A 19,334-nucleotide genomic window follows, 5' to 3' on the forward strand; every position below is an offset into this window, starting at 1 on the left:
ACCCACAGGGCCCCGGCGTGTGCCTGGATCGTCCGGTTTGGTTATGTGATGCCGTAGAGGGCGAGGACGCGGGGGCGCTCGGTGTGGGCTCGTCGTCCGGCGGCGGTGTTGACGTAGCCGGCGAGCTTGAGCGCGCTGCGGATCAGGTCGCGGAGGGCAGCGAGTACGGCGGGCGCGTTGCGGGTTCTGACCTGGGACTTGTCCTCGTTGAAAGTGACATCTCGACACCAGTGGACGGTATTTTCCACGGTCCAGTGCCCGCGAGCCCAGGACGCGATCTCGGCTGCGTTCGCTTCCTCGGCGGGCAGGTCGGTGATGGCGTAGACGGTCTCGTTGGACCATTTTTTCGCCCCGTAGAGACGGCGTCGGCGCTGGATCCGCAGGACCTGGGCCGCGTGCGGGAAGAGCAGGCCCTCGACGGTGACGACCTGCACGAGCCGCTGCTCGTGACGGCCGTGGCCCCGGGCGTCGTCGCGGTGGATCACAGGGATCTCCTTCCAGGGCAGGGCGTGGAGTTGACGGGCCTGGCCGCGCTGGTTGTTCTTGATGGTCAGCAGGTAGTGGGCGCCGCGTTCGCGCAGGTAGATGGCGTGGTCGCGTTGGGCGTGGAGGGCATCGGCGGTAACGACCGCCCCCGTGAGATCCGCGTCGTCGATCTGGTCGAGGAGAGGTGCGAACTCGGGGATTTCGTTGGTCTTCGCGCCGATCTCGCGGGAGGCGAGAGTGACACCGTCGCCGTGACGGACGGCGGACAGGACGAAGACGCGGCTGCCGTCCGGGCGCCTCGCGCCGCGCAGGCACGTGCCGTCCACCGCGATCGCCCGCCGCCGGAGCCGTACCGGCTCGGCGCGGGCGGCCGCCCGGTGAGCCCGGCGCTGTTCACGTTCGGTGCCACCGTCGGGCATCGTGGCTTCGTGCACGTTCAGCAACAGCGTTTGTGGGTGAGTTTTAGCAGCAGTTGGTGATCACTTGGCTCGTGCTTGTCCGTGAGAAATGACGGCGCTGCTTCCGGCGAGAGGCAGGACCGGGGCGCTCGACAGCCGGGTTATGAGCTGAGGCTGTTCAGTGCGGCTTCGGCCAGGTTGGGCCACTGAGCGGCGTGTGCGTGGGGCACGGCGACCCAGTCTTTGAAGGGACGGTGCTTCCCCGACGGGTCGAAGAGTTCGGCCCCGGTCAGGGCGAGGGCTTCGGCGTGGGCGGGGGTTCCGTCGCCGAGTTTGAAGGCGAGGTAGTCGTCCTTGAGACAGGCGAAGGCCTTGCCGTGGGCCTTGAGGGCGCGCTTGCCGAACATCGCACCGGCGGTAGCGCCGTGGTGGGCAAGGTCGACGGCGATGTCGTCGAAGAGTTCATCGGGGGTCATGGGCGGGTCCTTGTTCGGGTTGGGTGAGCTGGTTGCGTCGGCGGAGGAGGTAGTCGTGTTCGGCTTGGTTGCCGACGAGGGCGAGTGCGGTGTCGTAGGCGGCGACCGCTTCGGTGGTGCGGTCGAGGCGGCGCAGGAGTTCGGCGCGGGCGGCGGGCAGCAGGTGGGAGCCGGCAAGGTGTCCGTCCTCCTGGAGCTGGTCGAGGATGCGCAGGCCGATGGCGGGCCCGTCGGCCATGGCGAGGGCGATGGCCCGGTTGAGTTCGACCATGGGTGAGGGGACTGTCTTGGCGAGCATGCCGTAGAGGGAGGCGATCTGCGGCCAGTCGGTGGCCCGTGCGGTGGGGGCGTCGGCGTGCACCGCGGCGATCGCCGCCTGCAGCCCATAGGGTCCGGGCGGCCTGATGTGCAGGGCGGTGATGACCAGTTGGCGGCCTTCGGCGATCTGCTGTTGGTCCCACAGGGTGCGGTCCTGGTCCTCGAGCATGACCAGCTGGCCGTCGGCTGTGGTGCGGGCGGGGCGGCGGGCGTCGGTCAGCAGCATCAACGCCAGCAGCGCGGTGGTCTCGGCTTCGTCGGGCAGCAGGCGGTGCAGGACGCGGGCCAGACGGATGGCCTCCTCACACAGTTCCGGGCGGATCTGCGTGGGTCCGGCGGTGGCCGCGTATCCCTCGGTGAACAGCAGATAGAGCACTGCCAGAACAGCCGGCAGCCGCTGAGGAAGCTCGGTGCTGTCCGGGACGCGGTAGGGGATGGCGGCGTCGCGGATCTTGCGCTTGGCCCGCACGATGCGCTGGGCGATGGTCGGCTCGCTTACCAGGAACAGCCGGGCGACCTCCGGCGTGCTCAGACCAGCCAGGCAGCGCAAGGTGAGCGCGACCTGAGCGGACCGTGCCAGGGCGGGATGGCAGCAGGTGAAGAACAGCCGCAGCCGCTCGTCGGGGATGTCGCCCTGCGCCGGTTCGGGTGGCGCCTGGGTGTGGGCCATCGTGGTCTCCGTTCGCAGCAGCGCGAGCTTGCCGGCCAGGTTCTGCTCGCGACGGATCCGGTCGATCGCCGCGTTGCGGGCCACCGTGGTCAGCCAGGCGGCCGGGTGGTCCGGGATGCCGTCGGCCGGCCAGCGCCGTACCGCCTGAAGGCAGGCATCGGCGAGGGCCTCCTCGGCGACGTCCAAGTCGCCGAGGAGGCTCACCAGCCGGGCCAGGACCCGGCCGTGCTCGGCTCGGAAGATCTGCCCGAGCTCTTCGCCGCCGCTCAGGTGGGCATCACCGGACGCACCTCCACCGTGCCGTGACTCGCGCCCGGGCAGCGCGCCGCCCACTCCAGCGCCTCGTCCAGGTCCGCGCACTTCAGTACGAAGAATCCGCCCAGCTGCTCACGGGCCTCGGCGAACGGGCCGTCGGTGACCAGGCGCTCGCTCTCGCGGATGGCCACCGTGGTCGCGGTAGCCGACGGTTGCAGCTTCTGGCCGCCTTGCATCACACCGGCCTGCACGGCTGCGGCGGCGTAGGCATCGTAGTCCTTGCCGAGCTGGTCCCAGTCGACCTCGCCGTCCTTTGACTCGTCCCGATAGATCAGCACCACGTATTGCATGATCAGGCCTTTCCTTGCGCTTTGCCTTCTGGCGGCCGGTGGCCGCGTCGCTGGAAGGACGAACCAGCAGTGGCCGGATCGACAGCAGACGCCGCGGGAATGCTGTGAGGCCAGTCACATCCTCTCGGTCCCGCTCGGCAGCCGGAACGTCAGCCGGCCTTGACCTGCTCGTGAGCTCGTGCGCGGGTCTGGGCGAGACGGTAGGAGTCGGTGCCGGTCTCGATGATGGTGCCGTTGAAGGTGAGACGGTCGACGATGGCCGCGCAGAGGCGGGGATCGGTGAAGGTCTTGGTCCAGCCGCCGAACGACTCGTTCGAGGCGATCGCGACGCTGTTCTTCTCCTCCCGCTCGGTCAGAACCTGGAACAGCAGTTCGGCGCCGCGGCGGTCGAGCTCCATATAGCCCAGCTCGTCGATGCAGAGAAGATCGACGCGGCCGTAGCGCGCGATGGTCTTGTTGAGCTGCTTCTCATCAGCGGCCTCGACCAGCTCGTTCACCAGCTTCGTGGCGAGGGTGTAGCGGACGCGGTAGCCCTTCATCGCGGCCTCGGCGCCCAGGGCGATGAGCATGTGGGACTTGCCGGTGCCGGAATCCCCGATCAGACAGAGCGGCTGACTCTTCTTGATCCATTCACAGCTGGCAAGAGTGTGGATCGTGGCCGCGTCGATGTTCGGGTTGGCGTCGAAGTCGAAGGCCCGCAGGGACTTCTCCCGCGGGAAGCCGGCCGCCTTGATCCGCCGTTCCGAGCGGCGCCGCGCCCGGTCGTCGCATTCGGCCATCAGCAGCTCGGCGAGGAAGCCGCGGTAGGTCATCTGGTCCTTCATCGCCCGGTCGGCGATCTCGTTGAACTCATTTCTGATCGACGGCAGCCGCAGCATGCGGCAGGCGGTGTCGATGGCGGCGTCGGCGGCCTGCTCGGTCAAGCCTCGCTGGCGGGGCAGGGTCACTGCGCTTCTCCCTCTCGGTGGACTGCGCGACGATGTCGGAGCAACTGGTCATAGGGGGTCACCGACGGCAGCGGCCGGGTGTCCGGAGGGAGATGAGACAGCTTCCATTCGTGCAGAGACGTCACGTTCGCCGACGAGTTGGCGGGCGATGGTCGGCTTGACGGGTCGGGTTCGGTCTCGGCCTGGGCGGCCTTGCGGGCCTCCAGCGCGACGGCGTCAGCGGTCATCGCCCCCGCCCGCAGGGCCGCGGCCAGTCCTGCGACGACGTACTCGTGCGGCAGGTGCCGACCAAGGAGCAGGACCTCGATCAAGGCGCGGGTGCCGTCCCGCTCGCCGTGGATCTTCTGAGCCTGAGCCCACCAAGCATCGTGGACAGGGGTGAATTTGCCTGCCGAGCGGGCCTGTTCGAGGGCGGTGGAACCGGGAACGCGCCGGGCTTGCGGACCAGGACCTCCAGGTAGTGATCCAGCTCCAGGCGGACGGCGCCCTTGGCGATGAGTCTCTCGTGTCTGGCCACTTCCACGTTTTGGTCATAAACCACCAGGTGAGAAGCATGCAGGACGACTCGCACCCGCTTGCCGATCAGCCGGATCGGCACCGAGTAGCGGTTGGTGCGGACGGGAATCTGGCCATAGCGGTCCACCCTCGGCGTGAACAGCCGGCCCGTCTCGAACGGCTCCTCGGGCAGGGGCATCAACAGCGGCTGTTCGAGCGCGAAGCACTCAGCGACAGTCTTGGACCGGGCACCGATGCGGCGTGCATCGTCCTGCTGGTCCCACTGCCCGACCATTTCGTTCAGCTCGGCGAGCGAGGAAACTTCGGGGACGGGAACGAAGTGGTTGCGACGGAAGTAGCCGATCTGGCCTTCGACACCGCCCTTCTCGTGGGCGCCGTCGATACCGGGCTGGCAGTAGAAGCTCTCAATACCGAAATGCGACCTGAACGCAATCCACCGGTCAGCCTCGACCCTTGCCCGGCTCAGCCCGAGCACCCTTGCGACTGCGGCCTTGAGGTTGTCGTAGCGCACCTTCCTCCGCGGGACGCCGCCCAGTGTCCGAAGCGCGTGGACATGACCTTCGAAGAACGCTTCCTGACCGCAGGAGGCGAACACCCGGTGGACGGCCTTGCCCGAATACGACAGCCGGAAAGAGAACAAATAGCAGGTCACCAGCTCGCCTGCCAGCCGCACCGTCACGTCACCGAAGTCGACTTCCGCCTCGTGACCAGGCTGATGGGTCTGCGGGACGAACGCCTCCAGCGGTGCCTTGCCGGACGCCACCAGAATCTCCGGCTTCCGGCCGGCGACGTAATAGCGGACCATCCCGTAGGAGACGTCCGCCCCATGTTCCTCGACCAGCCGGTGGAAGATCCGTGTAACGGTATGACGCTGCTTGCGTGGCGCATCCAGGTCCGTCCGGAGGATCTCGTCGATCACCGGCTTGTACGGATCCAGCCCGCTCGCCCGGGGCGGCAGCGTCTTGCGCGGCTCCGGCCAGGCCGAGTCCAGTGCCTTCCGCACCGTCCGCCACGTCACGCCGTGCTTGCGCTCAAGCTCCCGCATCGACATGCCGCCGCGGTGGTCACGCCGGATCGCCGCGTACAGCTCGACCCTCGACATCCGCGGCATGACCAGCACCTTTCACCAGGAGCATCCCGATGCTGCCCTGGCAAGTACCCCGGTGCCTCCCAAACTCGTCAACACCACCCATCCGTGTATCGAGGCGCCTCCCAAACTCATCGACAAGCGACGTCGCTACTGCTCGATAAAGCCAGGCATCACCGGCTCCGGCCGGCGGGGCTGTGCGGACAGCAGAGGCCGAAGGTAGTCGTAACCGGCCGCGCCGATCTCACCGGGATCGAGTCGCCCCAGGACGCTGCGCAGGGTCTTCTCGCTCGGCACCCGGTAGCGGCCAAGGAGTGGGTGGTAGGGCAGGCCGAAGGCGGCCAGTTCCTCCGGCGTCGCACGTCGGCACCACTCCGCCGCCGCGGTGATCGAGTCGTGGCCGGACGGGGTCATCGCGCAGACCACCAGGGCCAGCAGCGAGGAGAGCCGGTACCGCACTCCGCAAGCCCCTCTCGGATCGGTGACCGACTCGAACTCGGCGACCAGGCAGCGCACTTGCTCCTTGGCGGCACCCTCGCCGAGGGCTTCCAGGCAGGGCGCACAAGGCACGGGGACAGCGACAGGGGATGATGGAGAAACGAACACGGCACCTTCGCGGATCTTGCAGCGTAGAGAACTACATGATCCACAGGTGCCGTGTTCACCTGCTTCCGGGACCCACCACCGAGATCAACACCCCAGACCGGGACGATCCAGGCACTCGCCGGGGCCCTGGCGGAACCCAGGACCTTCGTGGATCTTGAAGCGTAGAGAACTACATGATCCACAGGTGCCGTGTTCACCTGCTTCCGGGCCTCACCCTCAAGGCCAACCGACCCAAGTCGGGGCGAGCCGGGCACTCGCCGGGCCCTGGGGACCACTGCCCGAGAACTTCGGGGCGCCTCAAACTGACTGGGCGCCTGTAGATTTGGCTGGCATGTCACAGGATGTGTCGTCTAAAGCTCGATGGTTCGACGGGGCTGAGGCAGATGGCGGTTTGAGGGATCCCCGCTTCATGGTGCTTGCCGACTCCGGGCGGGTGCTTCCTTTGCTGGACAGGACTGCCGGTCGGGATTCACAGTTGATGGCTGCGGTGTATCGAACGTCAGTGGCTCGATGGCGGACCGCAACACCTGCGTTGCGTCGGCAAGCGCTGGCGCTGGACGCGGCACGCTTCGGGGCTCGTGATCTGGCCGAGCGGATCACCGCAGTGAATGTGGCAGGAGCGCCCGGGGAGCAATGGCGAGTGGGCTGGGCGACAGGCTCGCTGGTCGACTCTCGGTTCCTGTATTCCATCGATGGCTGCCAGGGTGGGATTCGCGGCGTGGCGACGGTGACGCTAGGCAGTAGAATCGTCGCTTTGTGCGGAAGCAATGACGGAACTCTTCGGTGGTGGGACCTCGCTACCGGCTCTCAGATCGGTGAGTGCTTCGTCAGTCATGGCGTAGCACTGACTGCGGTGTCAGCAGCCGTTGTCAATGACCGGCCGCTCGCCGTCACCGGTGTTGCCGACGGCACGGTCCACCTGTGGGACCTGGCCACCGACCAGCAAGTCGGGAAACCTCTCACTGGCCACAACGGGACCGTCCGGTGTGCGGAGACTGTCATCGTTGACTGTTGTGCGCTCGCCGTCACCGGTGGTGCCGATGGCACGGTCCGCGTGTGGGACCTGGCCGTCGGCCAGCAAGTCGGGAAACCTCTCACCGGCCACAACTCTGAAGTGACTACGGTCGCCACAGCCGTGGTGGGTGGCTGGCCCGTCGCCATCACCGGCGGCTCGGATGGAACAGTTTTACGGTGGGATTTGGTGGCGGGGCAGCAGACCGGAGCGCCCTTGATGGGTCCTACTGGCATGCCTACGGTAGTAGCGACAGCAAAGTTGAACGCCAAGCCCGTCGCCGTCGGCTTTACCGGAAACTTCGTCACCGGGGATGCCCTCCGCGTGTGGGATCTACGGGAATCCGAACAAACAGGCCAATTCCTTACCAGCCAGGACAGTAATCCGATGCATGCAGTGACCACTACTGCATTTGACGGCGGGCTTACGGTCGTGGCCGTGGACTGGTCAGGCGGCTGGGTGCAGATCCGGAATCTGGCCACCGGCCAGCAAACTGGCAGGCCCCTGTCCGGACACATAGATACCGTGTGGTCAATCGCTACGGCCGCGGTGGACAACCATTGCTTCGTCGTCACGGGAGGGGAGAACGGGACGGTGCGCGTGTGGGACCTGGCTGCCCCGCGTCTGCTCAGCCAGCCGCGCGTCGGCCACACCAGTCCTGTGCACACAATCAGCACGGGGGTTGCCAACGGTACACAGATTGCCGTCACCGTCTCCGGATCCGATGCCAAGACCGTACTGGCCTGGGAACTCGCTTCCGGCCGGCAGATCGGCACTACCAGCATTGACAACATCACTGAGAGGCCGGAACGGGATGTGGCCGAGCTGGGCATCCCCCTTGTCATGATCACAGAAGTAGGCAAATGCGTTACTGTACGTAATCTGGTCACTGGACATCAGGTTGGAGCACCGCTCATCGGACACACGGGCAGAGTGCGTGCCGTGACCACAGGGGTGCTGAACAGTGAGCCCATCGCCATTACGGGCGGCGAAGACCGATCGGTGCGAGTGTGGGATTTGTCCAGCGGACGGCAGATGGGCGCACCGCTGGTCGGACACACCGGCTGGGTGTGCACGGTGGCGTCCACGGTGCTGGATGGCATACCCATTGCCGTTACAGGAAGCAGGGACCGGTCGGTGCGGGTGTGGGATCTGACCAGTAGGCAGCAGATTGGTCAGCCGCTCACGGGGCCAACCTCAACTGTCTGCGCGGTGGCCACCGGCATTGTGGATGGCAGACCTACGGTTGTTGCCGGCCGCGAAGACGGGACAGTGCAGGCATGGGATCTCGTTACCCGTACACGGCTCGGCACCGATTTGACTTTCCCCTATCCAATAACGAGCCTGGCGATCGCATCCGGAGGTGAACTAGTCGTCGGCTTCGACCGAGAAGTTGCCGTTTTTACTCACCAGTGACAAGTAAGCATCAGCGCGATAGGTCGGTCTGGACGGTGCTGTCACGTTAACTCTGGTGGCGTGGGATGATCTTCGGGTTGATCGGGCTGGGAGGTCTGCCGTGGCGAGTGTGTCGCCCTCGTACAAGCGTCACCGGTACCCGGTGGAGGTCATCGCGCAGTCCCTTCAGTTGGAGATCAGAGACCGTCTGATTTAGATCGATGCTGGTAGCGGCGTTTCTGGGGTGGTCCGGTAGGCGCTGTCAAGTTGAGTGAGGGGCCTCGGGTCTGGGATGATCGTCGGGTTTGTTGATCGTCCGGGGAGGGGGCGGCCGTGGAGTCCGAAGCGACGGTGTCGTACAAGGGTTTCCGGTTCCCGGCGGAGGTCATCTCCCAGGCGGTGTGGCTGTACCACCGCTTCCCGCTCAGCTACCGCGAGGTCGAGGAGTTGCTGCTGGCGCGCGGGATCATCGTCTCCCACGAGGCCATCCGGCAGTGGTGTGACCGGTTCGGGCCCCAGTACGCGGCCGCCCTACGCCGTCGCCAGCCGAAGGCCGGCGACAAATGGCATTTGGACGAGGTATTCGTGAAGATCAAAGGGGTCCGGTACTACCTGTGGCGAGCCGTCGACCAGGACGGCAACGTGCTCGACATCCTGCTGCAGTCGAGGCGGAACGCGAAGGCCGCCAGGCGCTTCATGGCCAAGCTGATGAAGAAGCAACAGCGGGTGCCCCGGGTTCTGGTGACCGACAAGCTGAAGAGCTACGGTACTGCCCGCCGGACGCTGATGCGCTCGGTTGAGCACCGGTCCCACAAGGGCCTGAACAACCGGGCCGAGAACAGCCATCAGCCAACGAGGCAACGCGAACGCGCGATGAAGGGCTTCCGCTCCGCCGGCAGAACCCAACAGTTCCTGTCCGTGTTCAGCCAGATCTCGGCCCCACTTCCGGCCTCGCCGCCACCGGATGACCGCACCCAGCTACCGCGCCGAGATGCAGCACCGCTTCACCCTCTGGAACCAGATCACCGGCACCGCCAGCATGCCCACCACCGTCTGAACACGGCATCATCACCGGCCCCACCCCACCCTGACACACCCTCAACCACCCAGACCACGGACAACTTGACAACGCCCACCGGAACTCCAAGAGCCGCCGCGAGCCGGCTCCCCGGCCGCCCGGCCAGCGCCACCGCGATGCTGGTAAGCATCTCGCGCAGCAGCGGGGTGAAGCGGGCATGTGGGCTGGTCAGCCCGGCAACCTGTTCGACGAACGTCACTGCCGCGCAAGCGGCGTTGAGGCACCGGAACCGGCGCACCAGCAGCTCGATCACCACCCGGGCGCCGCTGATCGCCGCATCCGACAACCGTCGCGGATACCGGCCGTGCACCCGTCCCGAGGAACTGCCGCAGTGCGGGCACAGCCCATCGGCCGCACGCGCGCGGGCATGCAGGGTGATCCCGCCGACAGGCCGCTCCACCAACTCCACCACGACACCCGTCAGATGAGGAAGAAGCGCCTCGAAGCTCCGCGAAGTACACACGAATCATGATCACAGCCGCGTCGCACGTCGGCACCACTCCGCCGCCGCGGTGATCGAGTCGTGGCCGGACGGGGTCATCGCGCAGACCACCAGGGCCAGCAGCGAGGAGAGCCGGTACCGCACTCCGCAAGCCCCTCTCGGATCGGTGACCGACTCGAACTCGGCGACCAGGCAGCGCACTTGCTCCTTGGCGGCACCCTCGCCGAGGGCTTCCAGGCAGGGCGCACAAGGCACGGGGACAGCGACAGGGGATGATGGAGAAACGAACACGGCACCTTCGTGGATCTTGCAGCGTAGAGAACTACATGATCCACAGGTGCCGTGTTCACCTGCTTCCGGGGCCCACCACCGAGATCAACACCCCAGACCGGGACGATCCAGGCACTCGCCGGGGCCCTGGATCAAGCCCTGGCACCTTCACCCCACAGAGACAGGATGGAAACGGCTCAATGAGCCTCTTCAGCGGCCACTCCCCAAGGCGAATAGGTGCCGAAGGTTGACCGCGGCACGGCCTGCAGCGATCGGCAAGCTTTGCGGAGACGGCCGTCACCCGATCGGTGCCAAGCTGAAGAAGCTCAATCACCGCGTTTCGTTTCCTCGGCGGCTTGATCGAATGCTTGATCTATTGCCAGACGCAGCCGCTCCATCCCTTCCGGGACGCCGCCTTCCATCCCTGCAGAAACGGCCGCCTCGTAATCTTTTGCCAACTCCCCGTGTAATGATAGAACCTGAGAAATCTTACATCCTCTGGGCAAGGTGGGCGAGGAGCAGAATACCCACTTGGCAAGAAGTTTCGCCCCGGGGACTGGGAACATTATTTCCGCCTGCGATCCCTTAATTACGTTCACTATTTCCCAACGTACGGGATCGCCTTCTTTGGTCACGGTAACGCCTTGACCGCCAATGGAAAAAGCACCCTCCAGGCGGACCTCAATAGGATCTACGTTCACCCAATTTTCGACGTTCGACCAAAAGTCCCAAGCGAACTTGCGGGACGCCTTGGTTTCAATTTCACTAGAGAATGACCACACTGACGGAATTCCTTTAATGGGCGCCGTCGGCATTACGCCCTCGGCTACCTCACACCAGCCGAGTTCGAACAGCAACTGATCACGTCACGTACGCTGTCACTCGCCGTATGAAACCCGGTGTCCACTCTCGGGGACCAACCTCAGGGCCACCCATCATCCCACCGCCGTGACGCCGGTCATCCAATAACGGCAACGCGCTCTCGAAGCTTCCCTGTAGTATCAGACCGCCCCGGCTCTCAGCCAACCTTGCTGTTGGTGATCCTGTATGCGACCTTTATCTTGTCGCTACTGCCTTCCTCTGTGTTGTAGACATTGAATGTGCCGTAGGTATCCGTGCCCGCGTCGACGTAAAAAGTTCTGTAGCCATAACCGTCAGAGTCGCCCGTCGAGCACGAAGCACCTTCGTAGAGGACCGTCCCCAGATCGACTCGCACTTGATTGGGGCGGTGAGCTCCGTCGGGGTTTCGACTGTCATAAATCGCGACCCTCTCCTGCAATTGTGCCCACACTTCCCCACCCGCGCATGCCGTTTTCCCGAGGGGTTCCCAGTCCACGGGATAGAACGGTCCGACATTGACATCTCTCTTATAGGATCCACTGACAGTAGGGTTCGAGACCCCGTCACCGTCATCATCCGTTACCACATAGTTGAGACTTATCGTGACTTTATACCTCCCGCTATCGATAGTAGCCGCAGCCGGGGTAGCGGAGAAGCCAGCCAAAACGGCGGAGGCGGCGCCAGTGGCAACGAGAGCGAGAGTTCTATTACGTAGAGTCGACATTTCGTGTCAGTTCCTTCGATAGACCGGAAGCAAAGGGCGCTGCCGGCGGGGAGCACTGCTGCTAGCGCATACGGATTCCCAACGCCTCCCAGTCCGAGTAACTGGTACTCAACTTCATCCCGGTGCTGCAGGGGAGTTTTCAGGGCCCCCGCTGAGACGAAGCGCTCATGTGGCACTGTCACGTTGTTGGTGGTGGGGTGGGATGATTTTCGGGTTTCTGTGACCGCGAGGGATCGCCGGTGTCGGATGTGCCGCCGTCGTACAATAACGGAGGGGTGCGCGCTTGAGGTTGGGGCGTGCTGGCCTGTCGGGTTGGCTGGAGGTTGATCACCGTTCGGCGGCTCGGTCGGAGACGAGGCCGGCGATGGCGGCGAAGGTCTCGTCGAAGTACTCGCGACGTCCGATGTAGCGCTGAAGGGTGCGCCACTGCTTGTGTTCGGCGTTGGCGTGTTCCACGCAGATCCGCTCCGAGGACTGCTGGTGACGGTCTGAACCGTTCCGGGTTTGATCGAGACTCTAGGTCGTGACTGTGACCTGGTGTTTCGTGGTTTCGCGGTAGTACTTGGTCTCGTATTCGGCGGGTGGGATGTGCCCTATTTCACCGTGGAGCCGACGGTGGCAGTACCAGTCGACCCATTCGGCGGTGGCGAGTTCGACTTGGGAAAGCGTTTTCCAGGGCCGACGAGGCTTGATCAACTCGGTCTTGAACAGGCCGATCGTGGACTCCATCAGGGCGTTGACGCTCCTATAGTTGTCAACTCGTGGCAGTGATTGCGTTCGGGGCAGGCTGGATGAGGTGGTACTGATCTTTAAGGTCTTGCTTGACGATCTGTCAGTTCGGGCATATGGGCGGTATGGGGACTTCGAATGCCGCGCGTTGGGGGCCGGCTGAGCGGGAGGCGCGGCGGATGCAGGCCGCCGACCTGTTCGAACAGGATGTGAGGCAGGCGCATGTGGCCCGGCTGCTGGGGGTGTCCCGGCAGGCGGTCGGCCAGTGGCATGCGGCGTGGCGGGAGGGCGGTCGTGAGGCGCTTGTGGCGCGGCCGAACGGGTCCCGCTCGTATCTGACGCCGCAGCAGGAGCAGGAGTTGCTGCGAGAGTTACGACTCGGGGCGTCGGCGCACGGCTGGGAGGGCCAGGGCTGGACGCTCGCGCGTATCGCGCGCGTGATCGAGGAGAAGTACGGGGCGCGGTTCACGGTGCCGGGGGTGTGGTACCTCATGGACCGTCTGGGCTGGTCGTGGCAGGTTCCGAAGACGCAGGCGGTCCAGCGCGACGAGGAGGCGATCGCATGGCGCACGGAGACGTGGCCGGCGGTGTCCCATCCGGTCAAGCCGTGACCGAGGGGCGCTGGATCGTCTTCGGGGACGAGTCCGGAGCGGCGCTCGCCGGCGTGGTGCGCCGCACCTGGGGACAGCGGGGCACCACTCCGGTGATCAAGCTGAACGGGTCGCGCGGGGACCGGGAGAACATGGTGGCGTTCGTCGCCTACAGGCCCGGGTTCGAGCCGAGGCTGCTTGTGTGGCACAAGAGTCGCGAGGGATACACCAAGGAGCACTTCCCGCTCCTGCTGACCATAACTCGACCGTGTCCACCTCGGCACCTTCACCGGCCCCGCCGGCACGTTCCAGCAGGTCACCACCCCCACCAAGCCCCAGCAGGACCTGCTCGCCAAGCTCGGCATCCCTGCGCCCAGGCAGATCGCCAGCCTTCATCCCGCACCGCGCTGACCAGCCATAACACCACCGCCTAGAGACACGCCCTCCAGGCGGTCACAGTCATGTTCCCGCAGGTCAGGCCGCACTCTCGGCTCTCTAGGCCGCCGAATGATGTCGAACCCGGGCCTGAGCGGCTGGCCAGCGAGGCATCATTCGCCGCCTTGTGCGGTGTCAGTGCGGTCGAGCAGTCCTCCGGCAAGACCCAGCGCCGGCGGTTGAACCGCGGCGGTAACCGCCAGGCCAACGCTGCCCTCTACCGGATCGTCGTGACAGCATCGCTTCTACAACACCAACCGACTACACAGCGTGTGCGGATACCGCAGTCCGATCGACTACGACCACGACCACCGAGCCAACTCCGCCTTGGGGCTGGCCGCATAGAAGATCTCCACAGTCCGAGGGGATTGACACCTCAGCCAACCACCCGAACCCCGCGGGAGTCACTGCTTGACATCCATAGGGGCATCAGCGCCCCTGCGGAGTGCATGGGCCAGCTCCTGGCGGCTGGTGACGCCGAGCTTGCCGTAGATCCGGCGGAAGTGGTTGTCGACCGTACGCACCGAGAGGGTCAGAGCAGTTGCAATGTCCTTGCTAGTGGCACCGGTGACGGCGAGTTGGGCAACCTGCTGCTCTCGCGGGGTGAGCGGAATTGCGGCAATGGCGGTGGCCAGGAGCGGCGTGCGGAGGCCCGGACAACGGGATGCTGCGGCTTCTGCCCGCGTGGCCGCCGCCGTGGCGCGGCGGGACTCGCCGGCCTGCTGCCACGTTGTGGCTGCGGCGGTGGCGGCTTCGGCGGCCAGAAGGTCCGCGCCGATTACTTCCAATTCGCTGGTGACATCAAGGAGATCAATCGGAGCGCTGGCTGCCAGGGCTGCGGCGAGGTGGGCCCGGGCGGGAGCGAAAGCTCCGTCGCATGTGTGAGTGAGTTCGGTCAGCCGGTCGGTAACGTCGTTCGCGCCCCCGAGGCGGGCGATGTCTGTGAGGAGCAGTGCCTCGGAAGTGAAGTGGCCCATGTCGCGCGCGGCTTCGGCGGCATCGACTAGCACGGCGCGCGCGCGAGGTTGTTGCCCACGAGCCGCTTGGAGCCAGGCCTCGGCGAGGCACTCTTCAGCCGTGAACATGCCAAAGGGAGGGTGGGTCGTGGCTTCGGCCCACGTGGCCTCTGCCGTTTCACGGTCATCGAGGAGTACTGCGGACGCGGCCAGGCCGGCCAGCACGGGACGCAACGCTCTGGTTTGGTGGTGGGCGCGGCACAATGCGGCGGATTCGGCATACCAGTGGCGGGCAAGGGCGCAGTGTCCGGCCATAAGCTCGGCGCGGGCAATGAAGAGCGCTGTCCAGATCTCGGGCACGGGCGCTCGGGCTGCCACAAGGTCAGCAAAGGCGCGCTCTCCAACTTCGCGGGCTTCAGCCAGTTTGCCGGCCTCAGACAGTGCGACGACCAGGGGGGCCAGTTGTGTGGCCGGAGGTGGCCGGAGAGCTTGCTTGTCTACGCGAAGGTTTGCGCTGTAGGCATCCTCTGCCCACTTCACCGCTTCAGAGGTGCGACCCATCAGCGCCAGTCCCATGGTCTTCAAAGACGCTCCGTGCAGCCAGGTGTTGATATCCGGTGCCTGTTCGACATCGGCCCCCAGTTGGTTCAGCAGAGCCATACCCTGCTCGAATTGGCCGGACGCGATCCGAATAGCGCCTTCTATGGTGTGCAGTACTTGGCGCCCGGCCGCACTGGTCACCTGCGTGCGAGCGGCTTCGTTGACCGCCAGCGCTTTCGCCGTGCGGGCTGCTCCCCAGAAGAGGTTCGTGCTTCGGATGTTCGTTACCAGCAGCTTGTCTTCCTCACCAACGACTTGAGCATCAGCCTTGGCCAAGACAGCCTCGGCTTTGCTGTTCTGGCCCAGTTCGAAGAGCGCCTCGCCGTGCAGGAGGCGCGTTGCGGTGGTCTGGTGCTCTGCCGGTACGGCTTGAAGAAGGGAAATGACGTGGGGGTAGTCGTGCGCATGGCGGGCCAGGACGGCCGCCTGAAGCAGCAGGCTGGTATCTGCAGTACCAGTAGCAGCCAGCCGCCAGGAGGCGATGCGCAGCAGATCTGCCCGACGGCGTGCGCCATGGGCCTCGATCCGCTGCGCCTGCTGCAGCAGCAACTCGCCAAAGCGCTGGGCAGGGATCCCGTCGCGGAGGACTTCCCCGTAGAGGGGGTGTGCGAGTGCCACATCGGCGCGCCGCCGCTCCTCGATGACCCGCAGCAGTCCAGCGCGTTCCAGGTCGGTCAGGATCTGCAGGTCGGCAACGCTGCGGACATCTGTCAGGGAAAGCGGACCGCACAAGGCCAGTACCTCTAGCACCGGCCGTCCGGCCGCACCGGCCGCTGCCAGCCTGGCCTCGATCAGCTCCGCCAGCCGTGGAGTACCCAGTAGCCGACCTTCGGCAAGCTCCCACACTTCCCCGTCACTGGACAGTGCCCCCGAGCCCAATGCGCCCAGCACCAGTTCCCGCAGGTACAGCACGTTCCCGCCCGAGGCGGTGAAGAGCTCATGCACCGTACGTCGCCCTATCGGACCCTCCAAGACTCGGGCCAGCAGCGCTTCTACTTGCCGCTCGTCCAGTTCGGCCAGAACCACCCGACGCACGGCGTCACTGTGCCCCAGCGCCTCCACTGCTTCCCCCAGCCGCTCGCCTGAGCGGATTGTGCCGATCAGCCGGATCGCGCCGGCGTCCATCAACTGGCGCAGCAGCATCGCTGATGTTGCGTCGAGGAGATGCAGGTCATCGACGAAGATCACCCACCGCTTCCGTTCCGGCTTGCCCGCCTGGCCCTGACCGGCAAGCGCGCGCCCAACAGCGGCGAAACCCGCCACTGGATTTGACATGTCCACACCCGCGGGAAGGAGGTGTGCAATCGCTCCCAGTGGCACTGCCGCCAATGCCGTACTGGCCACGGCCCGCCCGCCGCGAAGCCCTCCGTGTACGGCCAGCGCGAGACACTCCTCCGCCAACCGAGACTTCCCCACCCCTGCCGAGCCATACACCATAAACCCCTGGCCCCGCCGGTCAGTCAACGCTCCTTCGAATGCTGCCAACTCCGCCTCTCGGCCTTGCAGCGGCCATCGCGTCGCCTGATCCAACCCGTCCACGGTCATCGCGCTTCCCTCACATCAAAGGACATGCGGATATATATGACTCATCACCACGTTACTCGCCTGAGACGAAACTGAACCGTTCCGGGTTCGGAAGAGACTCGATCATTTGAGAGGATCGAGTCATGGCACGCCCTTCCCAGTACCCGCTTGAGCTGCGCCGTCGGGTCTGTCTAATTAACGGCTGATCTTGGTTTGGTTGGTCAGTTGCTGCTCGGTGTGAGCCGGACTTCGAAGGCGATCTGGAAGGCGTTTAGCGGCGCCTTCCAGCGGATCGTCCAGCGTCGTTGGCCCTTGCCGGTGGGGTCCAGGCTCATCAGCGCCAGATAGACGCACTTCAGTGCCGCGTTCTCCGACGGGAAGTGGCCGCGGGCTCTGACGGCCTTGCGGATGCGCGCGTTGACGCTCTCGATGGCGTTCGTTGAGCAGATCACTTTGCGGATCTCGACGTGGAAGGCAAGGAAGGGGACCATCTCGGCCCACGCGTCGGACCACAGCTTGATCACGGCCGGATACTTGCCGCCCCACTTCTCGGAGAACTGCAGGAACCGCTCGGTCGCGGCGGCCTCGCTCGGGGCGGTGTAGACGGGCCTGAGGTCCCGGGCGACCTTGTCCCAGTCCTGCCGGGGACACGTAGCGGATGCTGTTGCGGATCAAGTGGACGATGCACGTCTGCCCGCCCGGACGGCCAGGCGCCGGAGGCGTTCGGCCGGTTCGAAGCCACGCGCCCGAACGAACTCTGGGTCGGCGACGCACTGCACGGCCCGAAGATCGCAGGTCACAAGGCATATCTCTTCGCGTTCGTGGACGACAACAGCCGGGCGGTGGTCGGGCACCGCTGGGGCGGCGCCGAGGACAGCGTCCGCCTCGCCGCGGCGCTTCGGCCGGCGCTGGCGGCGCGCGGGGTCCCCGAGGGCGTCTATGTCGATTATGCCGAGGTTGGGGTTATGCCGATCTCGGTGTGAACCGGCTGGCCATGGCCTGTGCAGCCGGTGACGACATCGGCATAATCCGTCGATGCTTCCTTCAAGGGACTCCACCGAAGGAGGCACGATGAGTTCGCCGATCAGCAAGGTGGCCGAAGTACGCGTACCGGGGCCGTTGGCTCCGTTCGCGTCAGGGTTCAAGTCCGCGCTGCTGGCGGCGGGTTACACGCCGCTGTCAGCGGTAGTCCAGCTGCGGCTGATGGTCCATCTGAGCCGCTGGCTCGAAGTGCGGGGGCTGTCCGCGGCGGATCTGACCACGAAGCGAGTCGAGACGTATCTGGCCTCCCGCCGGGCCGCAGGCTACCGGGGGTTGACGACCAGGCGTGGGCTGACCCCCTTGCTCACCCATCTGAACAGGCAGAACGCGCTGCCGGGTGAGGAACCACGAGCACCCGGGGCGGCCGCCCAGGCCCTGGTGGCCGCGTTCGAGCGGTACTTGCGCGTGGAGCGGGGGGCGAACTCGCGGCAGCGCCGAACCAGTGAACCTGAAACCACGTCAACCTGTTCTGACCTGCTAGTCAGCCACTCCTGCGCAGCGGGGAACCTCACCGCAGCCAAGCCCACGGGCGCGAGCGTCAGCCAGTCCTCAACGCCATGGATAACCGGGCAACGATGGCGTCCCGCCAAGTGGTGTAGCCGATCAAGCTGACAGAATCCCCAGGTCGCGACCCCAATCGCCCCCGCCGGAGGCCCTGTTGAGGATCGCCGGGCCGGGACCAGCGGTAATCGCACGGTTCTCCCGCACACGGCTTTCCGACATCGTTCACCGGCTGGCATGCGCCGTCACCCAGTGCACGTTCCCGCTGAGGCGGAAGACCCCGAGTCGCGTAAGCCATTCCCCGTTGTAGCGGGTGGCCCAGTTGCGGCCCTTCAGGCCGTGTTTGCGGCTGGCGAAGATCGCCAGCCGCTCGTGGAGATAGCGGTCCACCGCGTTGAACTTCCGACTGGAATGCCCGTTACGGAAGTACCCGGTCCATCCCCGCAGCACGGGGTTGAGATCGGCCACCACGGCAGCCACCGACCGCTCGGTCCGGGACCGGGAAGTCGCCGCGCGGATCTTGTCCCGCAACACCCCCAACGCCCGCACTGACGGCCAGCGCTGCAAGTAGAACTTGCCACGCCACTTCCACGACTCCATCTTGCGGTGGTGGAAGCCGAGGAACTCAAAGCCCTGTCCGCCCCGGGTGAGGCAGACGATGCCGGACTTCTCCGGATGCAACCGCATCCCGAGCTCGCCCAGCACCTCCGCCGCCAGTTCACGTGCCTGTTCGGCCCGCTGCCTGGTCGGCGACAGGACCACGAAGTCATCGCAGTAGCGCACCAGCGTCCCCAGCCGCCCGCCTCGCTCCTGCCACGCCTCGTCGAGGACGTGCAGGGCGATATTGGCGAGCAACGGGGAAATCGGTGAGCCCTGTGGGGTTCCCGCCCCGGTCGGGGACGTCACCCCACCCTCCAGCACTCCCATCCGCAGCCACGCCCGGATCAGCTTCAACATCGACCGGTCCGCCACCCGCCGCTCAAGCTGAGCGGTCAGGGCGTCGTGCCCAATCGTCCCGAAACAGTCCCGGATATCGGCCTCGAACACCCACTCCCGACCTTGGTTCGCCGCAACGCGCACAGCCTCAC

At 65.7% G+C, this 19,334-nt stretch carries 13 protein-coding genes and 9 pseudogenes; 6 read left to right on the forward strand and 16 right to left on the reverse strand.

Features of this window, described 5'->3' with window-relative positions; genetic code table 11:
* Positions 1-41: 41 nt before the first annotated feature.
* From OG985_RS49510 to OG985_RS49540, 7 genes and pseudogenes are all read right to left on the reverse strand, one after another.
* Positions 42-914, reverse strand: a pseudogene (locus OG985_RS49510) (ISAs1 family transposase); the annotation flags it as partial.
* 131 nt (positions 915-1,045) lie between these two features.
* Positions 1,046-1,360, reverse strand: coding sequence for a hypothetical protein (locus tag OG985_RS49515; RefSeq protein WP_331718589.1), 315 nt, complete (start codon positions 1,358-1,360; stop codon positions 1,046-1,048).
* On the reverse strand, positions 1,347-2,618 hold the full coding sequence (locus OG985_RS49520; protein ID WP_331718662.1) for an RNA polymerase sigma factor: 1,272 nt from the start codon (positions 2,616-2,618) through the stop codon (positions 1,347-1,349). Before OG985_RS49520 ends, OG985_RS49515 begins: the two co-directional genes overlap by 14 nt.
* A complete protein-coding gene (locus OG985_RS49525; protein ID WP_331718590.1) occupies positions 2,615-2,953 on the reverse strand; it encodes a YciI family protein in 339 nt (112 codons plus the stop codon). Before OG985_RS49525 ends, OG985_RS49520 begins: the two co-directional genes overlap by 4 nt.
* Before the next feature lie 149 nt (positions 2,954-3,102).
* Positions 3,103-3,900, reverse strand: a complete 798-nt coding sequence (gene istB, locus OG985_RS49530) for an IS21-like element helper ATPase IstB (RefSeq protein WP_331718591.1) — start codon at positions 3,898-3,900, stop codon at positions 3,103-3,105.
* A pseudogene (istA, locus tag OG985_RS49535) lies at positions 3,897-5,518 on the reverse strand (IS21 family transposase). Before istA ends, istB begins: the two are co-directional and overlap by 4 nt.
* A 138-nt stretch (positions 5,519-5,656) precedes the next feature.
* Positions 5,657-6,109, reverse strand: a pseudogene (locus OG985_RS49540) (transposase family protein); the annotation flags it as partial.
* A gap of 409 nt (positions 6,110-6,518) precedes the next feature.
* On the opposite strand from OG985_RS49540, the gene OG985_RS49545 reads away from it, so the two are divergent.
* Together OG985_RS49545 and OG985_RS49550 are read left to right on the forward strand one after the other, a co-directional pair.
* A complete protein-coding gene (locus OG985_RS49545) occupies positions 6,519-8,537 on the forward strand; it encodes a WD40 repeat domain-containing protein (protein ID WP_331718592.1) in 2,019 nt (672 codons plus the stop codon).
* Positions 8,538-8,849: 312 nt separating this feature from the next.
* Positions 8,850-9,573, forward strand: a pseudogene (locus OG985_RS49550) (IS6 family transposase).
* Here the strand turns inward: OG985_RS49550 and OG985_RS49555 are convergent.
* The 6 genes and pseudogenes from OG985_RS49555 to OG985_RS49580 all read right to left on the reverse strand — a co-directional run.
* Positions 9,539-10,057, reverse strand: coding sequence for a transposase family protein (locus OG985_RS49555; RefSeq protein ID WP_331718593.1), 519 nt, complete (start codon positions 10,055-10,057; stop codon positions 9,539-9,541). The pseudogene OG985_RS49550 and the gene OG985_RS49555 sit on opposite strands and share 35 nt — an antisense overlap.
* 18 nt (positions 10,058-10,075) lie before the next feature.
* Positions 10,076-10,327: pseudogene (locus OG985_RS49560) on the reverse strand (transposase family protein); the annotation flags it as partial.
* Positions 10,328-10,632: 305 nt separating this feature from the next.
* Positions 10,633-11,163 (reverse strand): hypothetical protein, encoded by a 531-nt coding sequence (locus OG985_RS49565; RefSeq protein ID WP_371674779.1) that lies wholly within the window; start codon positions 11,161-11,163, stop codon positions 10,633-10,635.
* Between the two features lie 161 nt (positions 11,164-11,324).
* The gene (locus OG985_RS49570) at positions 11,325-11,870 is read right to left on the reverse strand and encodes a hypothetical protein (RefSeq protein WP_331718595.1); all 546 of its coding nucleotides are present in this window, start codon (positions 11,868-11,870) and stop codon (positions 11,325-11,327) included.
* A 327-nt stretch (positions 11,871-12,197) separates the two neighbouring features.
* Positions 12,198-12,326: a hypothetical protein gene (locus OG985_RS49575; protein WP_331718596.1), complete on the reverse strand. Its 129-nt coding sequence runs from the start codon at positions 12,324-12,326 to the stop codon at positions 12,198-12,200.
* A 60-nt stretch (positions 12,327-12,386) separates the two neighbouring features.
* Positions 12,387-12,608: pseudogene (locus OG985_RS49580) on the reverse strand (integrase core domain-containing protein); the annotation flags it as partial.
* 116 nt (positions 12,609-12,724) lie between these two features.
* Between OG985_RS49580 and OG985_RS49585 the strand changes: the two are divergent.
* On the forward strand, positions 12,725-13,210 hold the full coding sequence (locus OG985_RS49585) for a winged helix-turn-helix domain-containing protein (protein ID WP_331718663.1): 486 nt from the start codon (positions 12,725-12,727) through the stop codon (positions 13,208-13,210).
* Between the two features lie 503 nt (positions 13,211-13,713).
* Positions 13,714-13,893, forward strand: a pseudogene (locus OG985_RS49590) (transposase); the annotation flags it as partial.
* A 135-nt stretch (positions 13,894-14,028) separates the two neighbouring features.
* Here OG985_RS49590 and OG985_RS49595 read toward each other — a convergent pair.
* Together OG985_RS49595 and OG985_RS49600 are read right to left on the reverse strand one after the other, a co-directional pair.
* Positions 14,029-16,725, reverse strand: a complete 2,697-nt coding sequence (locus tag OG985_RS49595) for a LuxR C-terminal-related transcriptional regulator (RefSeq protein ID WP_331718597.1) — start codon at positions 16,723-16,725, stop codon at positions 14,029-14,031.
* A 200-nt stretch (positions 16,726-16,925) separates the two neighbouring features.
* Positions 16,926-17,397: pseudogene (locus tag OG985_RS49600) on the reverse strand (transposase); the annotation flags it as partial.
* An 11-nt stretch (positions 17,398-17,408) separates the two neighbouring features.
* Between OG985_RS49600 and OG985_RS49605 the strand changes: the two are divergent.
* Together OG985_RS49605 and OG985_RS49610 are read left to right on the forward strand one after the other, a co-directional pair.
* Positions 17,409-17,651: pseudogene (locus tag OG985_RS49605) on the forward strand (DDE-type integrase/transposase/recombinase); the annotation flags it as partial.
* A 124-nt stretch (positions 17,652-17,775) separates the two neighbouring features.
* A complete protein-coding gene (locus OG985_RS49610; RefSeq protein WP_331718598.1) occupies positions 17,776-18,357 on the forward strand; it encodes a hypothetical protein in 582 nt (193 codons plus the stop codon).
* A gap of 114 nt (positions 18,358-18,471) precedes the next feature.
* On the opposite strand, the gene OG985_RS49615 is transcribed toward OG985_RS49610, so the two are convergent.
* Positions 18,472-19,326 carry a reverse transcriptase domain-containing protein gene (locus tag OG985_RS49615; RefSeq protein WP_331718599.1) on the reverse strand — a complete coding sequence of 285 codons (855 nt, stop codon included), beginning with the start codon at positions 19,324-19,326 and terminating at the stop codon, positions 18,472-18,474.
* Between the last annotated feature and the right edge of the window lie 8 nt (positions 19,327-19,334).

Origin of the sequence: Streptomyces sp. NBC_00289 (genome assembly GCF_041435115.1) — a bacterium.
Classification (GTDB): domain Bacteria; phylum Actinomycetota; class Actinomycetes; order Streptomycetales; family Streptomycetaceae; genus Streptomyces.

Coding starts and splice junctions, on each gene's coding strand:
- OG985_RS49570 (WP_331718595.1), bottom strand. CDS start 11,870: ATGTCGACTCTACGTAATAGAACTCTCGCTCTCGTTGCCACTGGCGCC.
- OG985_RS49545 (WP_331718592.1), top strand. CDS start 6,519: ATGGTGCTTGCCGACTCCGGGCGGGTGCTTCCTTTGCTGGACAGGACT.
- OG985_RS49610 (WP_331718598.1), top strand. CDS start 17,776: ATGAGTTCGCCGATCAGCAAGGTGGCCGAAGTACGCGTACCGGGGCCG.
- OG985_RS49515 (WP_331718589.1), bottom strand. CDS start 1,360: ATGACCCCCGATGAACTCTTCGACGACATCGCCGTCGACCTTGCCCAC.
- OG985_RS49585 (WP_331718663.1), top strand. CDS start 12,725: ATGGGGACTTCGAATGCCGCGCGTTGGGGGCCGGCTGAGCGGGAGGCG.
- OG985_RS49525 (WP_331718590.1), bottom strand. CDS start 2,953: ATGCAATACGTGGTGCTGATCTATCGGGACGAGTCAAAGGACGGCGAG.
- OG985_RS49595 (WP_331718597.1), bottom strand. CDS start 16,725: ATGACCGTGGACGGGTTGGATCAGGCGACGCGATGGCCGCTGCAAGGC.